This is a genomic window from Pseudomonas sp. NPDC088414, from assembly GCF_044753325.1.
In the GTDB taxonomy this organism is placed as follows: domain Bacteria; phylum Pseudomonadota; class Gammaproteobacteria; order Pseudomonadales; family Pseudomonadaceae; genus Aquipseudomonas.
Window position 1 is genome coordinate 43,174 of the sequence record NZ_JBIVMY010000039.1, and the last position, 6,899, is coordinate 50,072.

The window sequence follows — 6,899 nt, forward strand, 5'->3', positions numbered from 1 at the left end:
TCCAGGGAATGTTCATGGACACCAAATTGCTCGATATCCTCGCGTGCCCGATCTGCAAAGGCCCGCTTAAGCTCAGCGCCGACAAGACCGAACTGATCAGCAAGGGCGCCGGCCTGGCCTATCCGATCCGCGACGGCATCCCGGTGATGCTCGAAAGCGAAGCACGTACCCTGACCACCGACGAGCGTCTGGATAAATGACCACTGCCTTCACCGTTGTCATCCCATCGCGTTACGCCTCGACCCGCCTGCCGGGCAAACCGCTGCTGGACATCGCTGGCAAATCGATGATCCAGCACGTCTGGGAACAGGCGAGCAAAAGCAGCGCCAGCCGTGTGGTGGTGGCGACCGACGATGTGCGCATCGTAGAGGCGTGCAAGGCGTTCGGCGCGGAAGTGGTGCTGACCCGTGAAGACCACAATTCCGGCACCGACCGTCTGGCGGAAGTCGCCGCCAAACTGGGCCTCGCACCGGACGCGATTGTAGTCAACGTGCAGGGTGACGAGCCGCTGATTCCGCCAAGCGTGATCGATCAGGTCGCGGCCAATCTCGCGGCCCATACCGAAGCGCGCATGGCCACCCTGGCTGAGCCGATCGAAGACGTGGAGACCCTGTTCAACCCGAACGTGGTCAAGGTCGTCAGCGACCTCAATGGTCTGGCGCTGACCTTCAGTCGCGCGACCTTGCCGTGGGCCCGCGATGCCTTCGCCAAGAGCCGCGAGCAGTTGCCGGAAGGCGTGCCGTATCGTCGCCACATCGGCATTTATGCCTACCGTGCCGGGTTCCTCCAGGACTTCGTGAGCTGGGGCCCGTGCTGGCTGGAAAACACGGAATCCCTCGAACAACTGCGTGCCCTGTGGCACGGCGTGCGGATTCATGTCGCCGATGCGTTGATCGCGCCGCCAACCGGCGTCGACACCGTTGAAGACCTCGAGCGCGTTCGTCGCCTGCTGGAGGCCTGATGCGCGTTCTGTTCGTGTGCCTGGGCAACATCTGCCGTTCGCCCACCGCTGAAGGCGTGTTGCGTCACAAACTGCGTGCAGCCGGGCTGGCGGATCAGGTCGAAGTGGCCTCCGCCGGCACCGGTGACTGGCACGTCGGCAACCCGCCGGACAAGCGCAGCCAGGCCGCAGCCAAACTGCGTGGTTATGACCTGTCGGCGCAACGCGCGCAGCAGGTCAGCCGTGCCGATTTCGCCAGTTACGACCTGATTCTGGCCATGGACAACAGCAACCTGCGTAACCTCAAGGCTCTGCAGCCGTCCACTGGCAAGGCCGAGCTGGACCTGTTCCTGCGCCGTTATGCCGGTGTGGTCGATGAAGTGCCGGATCCGTACTACGACGGCGATCAGGGTTTCGAGCAGGTACTGGACCTGATCGAGGCAGCGTGTGACCAACTGTTGATCGAAGTGAAGGGCCGGTTATGAGTTTGCAGCTTCAATCACAGGTTTCGCTGAAACCGTTCAACAGTTTTGGCGTGGATGTGCGCGCGCAGTTGTTCGCCGAGGCCCACAGCGACGCCGACGTGCGCGAAGCCCTGGCCTATGCGACTGCCCATGATCTGCCGTTACTGGTGATCGGCGGCGGCAGCAACTTGCTGCTGACTGCTGACATTCCAGCGCTGGTGCTGCGCATGGCCAGCCGAGGCATTCGGCTGATCGACGACGGCGACCGCGTGGTGATCGAAGCCGAAGCCGGCGAGCCGTGGCATCCGTTCGTGCAGCACACGCTGGCGCAGGGTTTTTCCGGTCTGGAAAACCTCAGCCTGATCCCCGGTACTGTTGGCGCGGCGCCGATGCAGAACATCGGCGCCTACGGCGTCGAGATCAAGGATGTGTTCGCCGGGCTGACCGCGCTGGATCGCCAGACCGGCGAGCTGCGCGACTTCAGCCTGGAAGAATGCAACTTCGCCTACCGCGACAGCCTGTTCAAGCAGCAGCCGGGGCGTTGGCTGATCCTGCGGGTGCGCTTCGAGCTTGATCGTGTCGCGCATCTGCATCTGGAATACGGTCCGGTGCGTCAACGCCTGACCGAGCAGGGCATCGAGCAACCGACGCCCAGCGACGTCAGCCGCGCGATCTGCAGTATCCGCAGCGAAAAACTGCCTGATCCGGCAGTGCTCGGCAATGCCGGCAGTTTCTTCAAGAATCCTCTGGTATCAGCGGCGTTGGTCGAGCAGATCAAGGCGCAACACCCGGATCTGGTGGCCTATGCGCAGCCGGACGGGCAGATGAAACTGGCTGCCGGCTGGCTGATCGAGCGCGCTGGCTGGAAAGGTTTTCGCGAGGCCGATGCGGGCGTGCACAAGTTGCAGGCGCTGGTGCTGGTCAACTACGGCGCGGCCACCGGCCTGCAATTGCTGGATCTGGCGCAACGCATCCAGAAAGACATTGCCGAACGTTTCAATGTCGAACTGGAAATGGAGCCCAATCGCTATTGAGGCTACGCTTTCAAGCAGCACCCAGAGCCCTGCACGAATGGAAAGTGCAGGGCTTTTTTGTTGGTCGCAGGGTTGACGTAAACTGCCGGCCATAGCCGAAACCCTCTGCGGATGAACCCATGATTACCCTGAAATTTCAGGTCTGGCACTCTCAACAGCGGATATTCGCCTGATGGACAGCGCCGATCTCAACGTCCTGCGCAGCGTGCTCGAATGGCGCCGCGCCGGGCAGCGGGTGGTGCTGTTCAGTGTGGTGCAGACCTGGGGCACCGCGCCCCGGGCGCCGGGAGCGATGCTCGCGTTGCGCGAGGATGGCGTGGTGATCGGCTCGGTGTCGGGCGGTTGTGTCGAGGATGACTTGATCGCCCGCCTGCACGACGGGCGCATCACCAGCGACAGCCCGCCGGTGCAGCTGATTACCTATGGCGTCACCCGCGAGGAGGCGGCGCGGTTCGGCTTGCCCTGTGGCGGCACGCTGCGCCTGACCGAAGAGCGGGTCGCTGATCCGGCGTGGGTCGCCGAATTGCTCGCCCGCTGTGAAGCCCATGAGATTGTCGCTCGCGAGCTGAACATCGAAACCGGTGAGGTGGTGTTGTCGGCGGCGAGCAAGTCCGATGCGCTGGCATTCGATGGCAAGATCCTGCGCGCCATTTATGGCCCGCGCTGGCGTCTGCTGTTGATCGGCGCCGGACAGCTGTCACGGTATGTGGCTGATATGGCCCGGCTGCTGGATTTCGAAGTGCTGATCTGCGATCCGCGCACCGAGTTCGCCTACGGCTGGGAGGAACACCATGGGCGTTTCGTTTCGGGCATGCCGGACGATGCGGTGCTGAGCATTCAGACGGACGAACGCACGGCCATCGTCGCGCTGACCCACGATCCCCGTCTGGATGATATGGCGTTGCTCACCGCGCTCGATTCGCCGGCGTTCTATGTCGGCGCACTGGGTTCGCGGGTCAACAGCCAGAAGCGCCGGGACAATCTGGCTCAGCTAGGCTTGTCAGAATCAGCCATTGCGCGATTGCACGGGCCGATCGGTCTGCACATCGGCAGCCATTCACCGGCGGAGATTGCCCTGTCGTTGTTGGCGGAGATTGTGGCGATCAAGAACGGCGTCGAGTTGAAACAGAAGAAAGTCGTGGAGGGTTCATGAGTCGATCCATTGCAGTGATCGTATTGGCAGCGGGCGAGGGCAGTCGCTTTCGTGAGGTTGCCGGTGCCGACAAGGACAAGCTGCTGGCCGATTGCACCGGGCGCGACGGTGCGGTGCGTTCGGTGATCGAGCAGGTGTTGCTGAATCTGCCGGCCGGTCTCGACAAACGGGTGCTGGTGACCACAGAAGCGCGACCGCAGGCCATGCGCATGGCGCAGGCTTATGGCTGCGATGTGGTCTCGATTGAATCGACCGGAATGGGTGACAGTATTGCGGCGGGCGTTGCCGCCTGCCCCGAGGCGGATGGCTGGCTGATCGTATTGGGCGATATGCCTTTTATCCTGCCGTCGAGTATTGAGCGGGTGGCGGCGGCGATTGCCGAGGATGCGGTGAGTGTGCCGGTGCAGGAGGGCGAGTTCGGCCATCCGGTGGGGTTCGGGCGTTCGTTCGGGGCGGGGTTGCAGGCGTTGAGTGGTGATCGCGGCGCCAGGTCGTTGTTCAAGCAGGGGCGGGTGGTTGAAGTGTCAGTGGATGATCCTGGGGTGTTGTGGGATATCGATGTGCCCGATTCTCTTGTATTCCCCCAATCCTGAGCCCTGCATAAATCCTCTGTAGGAGTGAGCCTGCTCGCGATAGCGGTGGGTCAGCTTCATTTGTGGTGGCTGATACCCCGCTATCGCGAGCAGGCTCACTCCTACAAGGGATCGGGGTGATGCTTGAATTGGAGAGATAAAAAAGCCCCGCCTGATTGCTCAGGCGGGGCTTTTTATTGGCTTGCGGAATCAGACGAGCGGTTTAGGCTCGTGCTCTTTTTCCTCGGCCGCTTGGTGATGCTCGACCGCGTCCTGAACGGAGCGTGGTGCTTCGGCGATGACCGACTCAACCACCGCTTCTTCAGTCACGGAAGCAGCAACCTCGACCACTTCAGCAGCCGGAGCAGCAGCGGCAGCCAGTTCGGCTTCCTTCTGCAGGCGCTCGGCTTCACGCTTGCGGCGACGCACTTCACGTGGGTCGTTTGGCGCACGGCCGTTTGGCGTCAGGGCGCTGACCGGAGTGGCTTCAACCACTGGAGCAGGGGCTTCGGCAACCACTGGCGCTTCGACCACCGGTGTTTCAACCACTGGCGCTGGAGCAGGTTCGGCGGCTTCGACCACTGGTGTGGCAGCCTTGGCTTCTTCAACCGCTGGGGCTTCAACGACTGGCGCTGGCGTTTCAGCGACGGCAGGCTCGGCAACCCAGTTGAACGCGGTCTGTTCTTCGCGAACTTCACGCACGGTTTCGGTCACGGTTTCAGCGACGGTTTCAGCCACCGGCTCTGCGGCCACGACGGGCGCTTCAATGGCAGGTTCTGCAGCAGCTTCAACCTGAGGCAGCGTTTCTTGAACCGGTGCCACCTCCACTTCCGGAGCAGCAACCACTTCCACTGGGGTAGTGGCCTCAACAACCGGCGCTTCCACTGGAGCGGTTTCCTGAACTGCGGCGGTGGCGCGTTCGGCTTGCTCGTGAGCCTGTGCTTCGGCTGGAGCGCTGATCACGCTGCTGGCAACAGCGGCGGTCACGGCCAGGCCGGCAGCCAGATCGGCAGCGCTTGGTGCTGTTTCAGCGTTTTCGCCGGACTCGGACTCTTCCGAACCTTCGATCACGTTGCCGTTGGCATCACGCTGACGCTCGCGACGGTTACTGCGACGACGCTGACCACGGGAGCGACGACGTGGACGATCGCCTTCGGCGTTGTCCTGACCGTCTTCCGGCAGTTGCTCTTCGTTGCTGTTGACTTCTTCTTCGGCGACGGCAGCAGCGGCCTGCTCGGCACGCGGTTGACGCTCTTCACGCGGTGGGCGCGGTGCGCGCTCTTCGCGTGGCTGACGGGCTGGACGCTCTTCTGCGACCACAGCGGCAGCGGCAGCAGCGACTGGTGCAGCCGGAGCGGCGTCCAGTGGCTCGCGCAGTTCACGCACACGTTCTTCACGCTCGCCACGTGGCTTGCGGTCTTCACGTGGAGCACGTGGTGCACGTTCCTCACGCGGAGCGCGGGGTGCGCGTTCTTCGCGGGCGACTGGCGCCTCGGTACGGGCTTCACGCGGCTCGCGGACTTCACGGGCTTCGCGTGGCTGACGCTCTTCACGCGGCTCGCGTGGCGCGCGTTCTTCACGCGGTGCACGTTCTTCGCGCGGCTTGCGCTCTTCATCGCGGCGACCGTTACGGTTGCGGCTCTGCTGACGACCGTTGCGACGCTCTTCGTTGCGGGCCGGACGCTCGGTGGCCGGTTTTTCAACGACGACCGGAGCGGCTGGCTCTTCTTTGGTCGCGAACAGGCTGACCAGCGATTTCACCAGGCCCTTGAACAGGCTTGGCTCTGGCGCGGCAACCGGAGCCGGTGCAGCGGCGGCAGGCGCGGCGACTTCGGTCGGCACCGGCGCATTGGCACGGGCCGGCGCAGTCTTGACCGCAGCTTCCTGGCGAACCAGGGTGCGGGTCGCAGCGGCTGGCTGGACTTCTTCGACTTCGGCAGCGGCCGCAGCGATTTCGTAGCTGGACTGGTTGGTCGCAGCTTCCGGGCTGTCGTCACGCAGACGCTGAACTTCGAAGTGCGGGGTTTCGAGGTGATCGTTCGGCAGAATGACGATACGGGCACGGGTGCGCAGTTCGATCTTGGTGATCGAGTTGCGTTTTTCGTTGAGCAGGAACGCGGCGACCGGGATCGGCACCTGAGCGCGCACTTCGGCAGTGCGGTCTTTCAGGGCTTCTTCTTCGATCAGGCGCAGGATTGCCAACGACAGCGATTCGACGTCACGGATGATGCCGGTGCCGTTGCAGCGTGGGCAGACGATGCCGCTGCTTTCGCCCAGCGATGGACGCAGGCGTTGACGGGACATTTCCAGCAGGCCGAAGCGCGAAATGCGGCCGATCTGCACGCGAGCGCGGTCGGCTTCCAGGCATTCGCGGACTTTCTCTTCCACGGCGCGTTGGTTCTTGGCCGGGGTCATGTCGATGAAGTCGATGACGATCAGGCCGCCGATGTCGCGCAGGCGCAACTGACGGGCGATTTCTTCGGCGGCTTCGAGGTTGGTCTGCAGGGCGGTTTCTTCGATGTCGCTGCCTTTGGTGGCGCGCGCCGAGTTGATGTCGATGGACACCAGGGCTTCGGTCGGATCGATGACGATGGAACCACCGGAAGGCAGTTCGACGACGCGCTGGAAAGCGGTCTCGATCTGGCTTTCGATCTGGAAACGGTTGAACAGCGGCACGCTGTCTTCGTACAGCTTGATCTTGCTGGCGTACTGCGGCATCACCTGGCGGATGAAGGT

At 63.2% G+C, this 6,899-nt stretch carries 7 protein-coding genes; 6 read left to right on the forward strand and 1 reads right to left on the reverse strand.

Annotated features, from left to right (window positions below; translation table 11 throughout):
* The first annotated feature begins 14 nt into the window (after positions 1-14).
* The 6 genes from ACIP8I_RS24120 (at position 15) to ACIP8I_RS24145 (ending at position 4,184) form a co-directional block, all read left to right on the forward strand.
* A complete protein-coding gene (locus tag ACIP8I_RS24120) occupies positions 15-200 on the forward strand; it encodes a Trm112 family protein (RefSeq protein ID WP_003174668.1) in 186 nt (61 codons plus the stop codon).
* Complete coding sequence (gene kdsB, locus ACIP8I_RS24125) at positions 197-961, forward strand: 3-deoxy-manno-octulosonate cytidylyltransferase (protein WP_400764411.1); 765 nt, start codon at positions 197-199, stop codon at positions 959-961. The genes ACIP8I_RS24120 and kdsB overlap by 4 nt, the downstream gene beginning before the upstream one ends.
* Positions 961-1,425 (forward strand): low molecular weight protein-tyrosine-phosphatase, encoded by a 465-nt coding sequence (locus ACIP8I_RS24130; RefSeq protein ID WP_400764413.1) that lies wholly within the window; start codon positions 961-963, stop codon positions 1,423-1,425. The genes kdsB and ACIP8I_RS24130 overlap by 1 nt, the downstream gene beginning before the upstream one ends.
* On the forward strand, positions 1,422-2,438 hold the full coding sequence (murB, locus tag ACIP8I_RS24135; RefSeq protein WP_400764415.1) for a UDP-N-acetylmuramate dehydrogenase: 1,017 nt from the start codon (positions 1,422-1,424) through the stop codon (positions 2,436-2,438). Before ACIP8I_RS24130 ends, murB begins: the two co-directional genes overlap by 4 nt.
* Before the next feature lie 172 nt (positions 2,439-2,610).
* Positions 2,611-3,591 carry an XdhC family protein gene (locus ACIP8I_RS24140; RefSeq protein WP_400764417.1) on the forward strand — a complete coding sequence of 327 codons (981 nt, stop codon included), beginning with the start codon at positions 2,611-2,613 and terminating at the stop codon, positions 3,589-3,591.
* The gene (locus ACIP8I_RS24145; RefSeq protein ID WP_400764418.1) at positions 3,588-4,184 is read left to right on the forward strand and encodes a nucleotidyltransferase family protein; all 597 of its coding nucleotides are present in this window, start codon (positions 3,588-3,590) and stop codon (positions 4,182-4,184) included. Before ACIP8I_RS24140 ends, ACIP8I_RS24145 begins: the two co-directional genes overlap by 4 nt.
* Positions 4,185-4,373: 189 nt before the next feature.
* Here the strand turns inward: ACIP8I_RS24145 and ACIP8I_RS24150 are convergent.
* The coding region (locus tag ACIP8I_RS24150; protein WP_400764419.1) for a ribonuclease E/G at positions 4,374-6,899 on the reverse strand (2,526 nt) is incomplete at its 5' end.